Origin of the sequence: Gordonia sp. YY1, from assembly GCF_009872315.1 — a bacterium.
Classification (GTDB): domain Bacteria; phylum Actinomycetota; class Actinomycetes; order Mycobacteriales; family Mycobacteriaceae; genus Gordonia; species Gordonia amicalis.
On sequence record NZ_WXYI01000062.1, the window covers coordinates 1 to 668 of the forward strand.

The 668-nt window shown below is 63.0% G+C and carries 1 protein-coding gene; it reads left to right on the plus strand.

Features of this window, described 5'->3' with window-relative positions; translation table 11 throughout:
• Positions 1-104: 104 nt before the first annotated feature.
• Positions 105-668, plus strand: a 564-nt coding sequence (locus BPODLACK_RS23145; RefSeq protein WP_159406334.1) for a leucine zipper domain-containing protein, incomplete at its 3' end; no start/stop codon positions are given.

Consider the following 668-nt stretch of genomic DNA (forward strand, 5'->3'; position numbering starts at 1 on the left):
TGTAATGACCAGGGACGTTGTGGACGGTGTGGCGCCAGTGAATAGGTGAGGACCTCCGGTATCGGTGTGGTTACCACAACACACGCCGCTACCAAGAGGTCCTCATGTCCCACGCTAATGCCTTACTGACCCCAAAGGGGCGTCTGAAACTCGCTTCGGTGATCATCGATGAGGGCTGGTCGATCCGCCGAGCCGCCGAACGGTTCCAGTGCTCGCCCACCACAGCCAAGAAATGGGCCGACCGCTATCGGGACGGCGGGCCCGCGGCGATGGCTGATCGATCCAGCCGACCCCACCGCAGCCCCAATCGGACCCCCACACGCTGCGAACGGCGAATCATCAACCTGCGCTTCACCCGCCGCTGGGGACCACACCGCATCGCCTACCACCTCCAACTGCCCTGCAGCACCGTCGGAGCGGTGTTACGCCGGTATCAGATGCCGCTGCTACGGCATCTCGACCACAACACGGGCTTGGTCGTCCGCCGGCCTCGACCACGCCGTTACGAGCATCCAGAGCCCGGCGACATGATCCACGTCGATATCAAGAAACTCGGCCGGATCCCCAACGGCGGCGGACACCGCAAACTCGGACGCACGATCGGTAACCGCAACAACAAGAAGAACGGTCGCGGCTACGCCTTCGTTCATCACGCCGTTGATGACCAC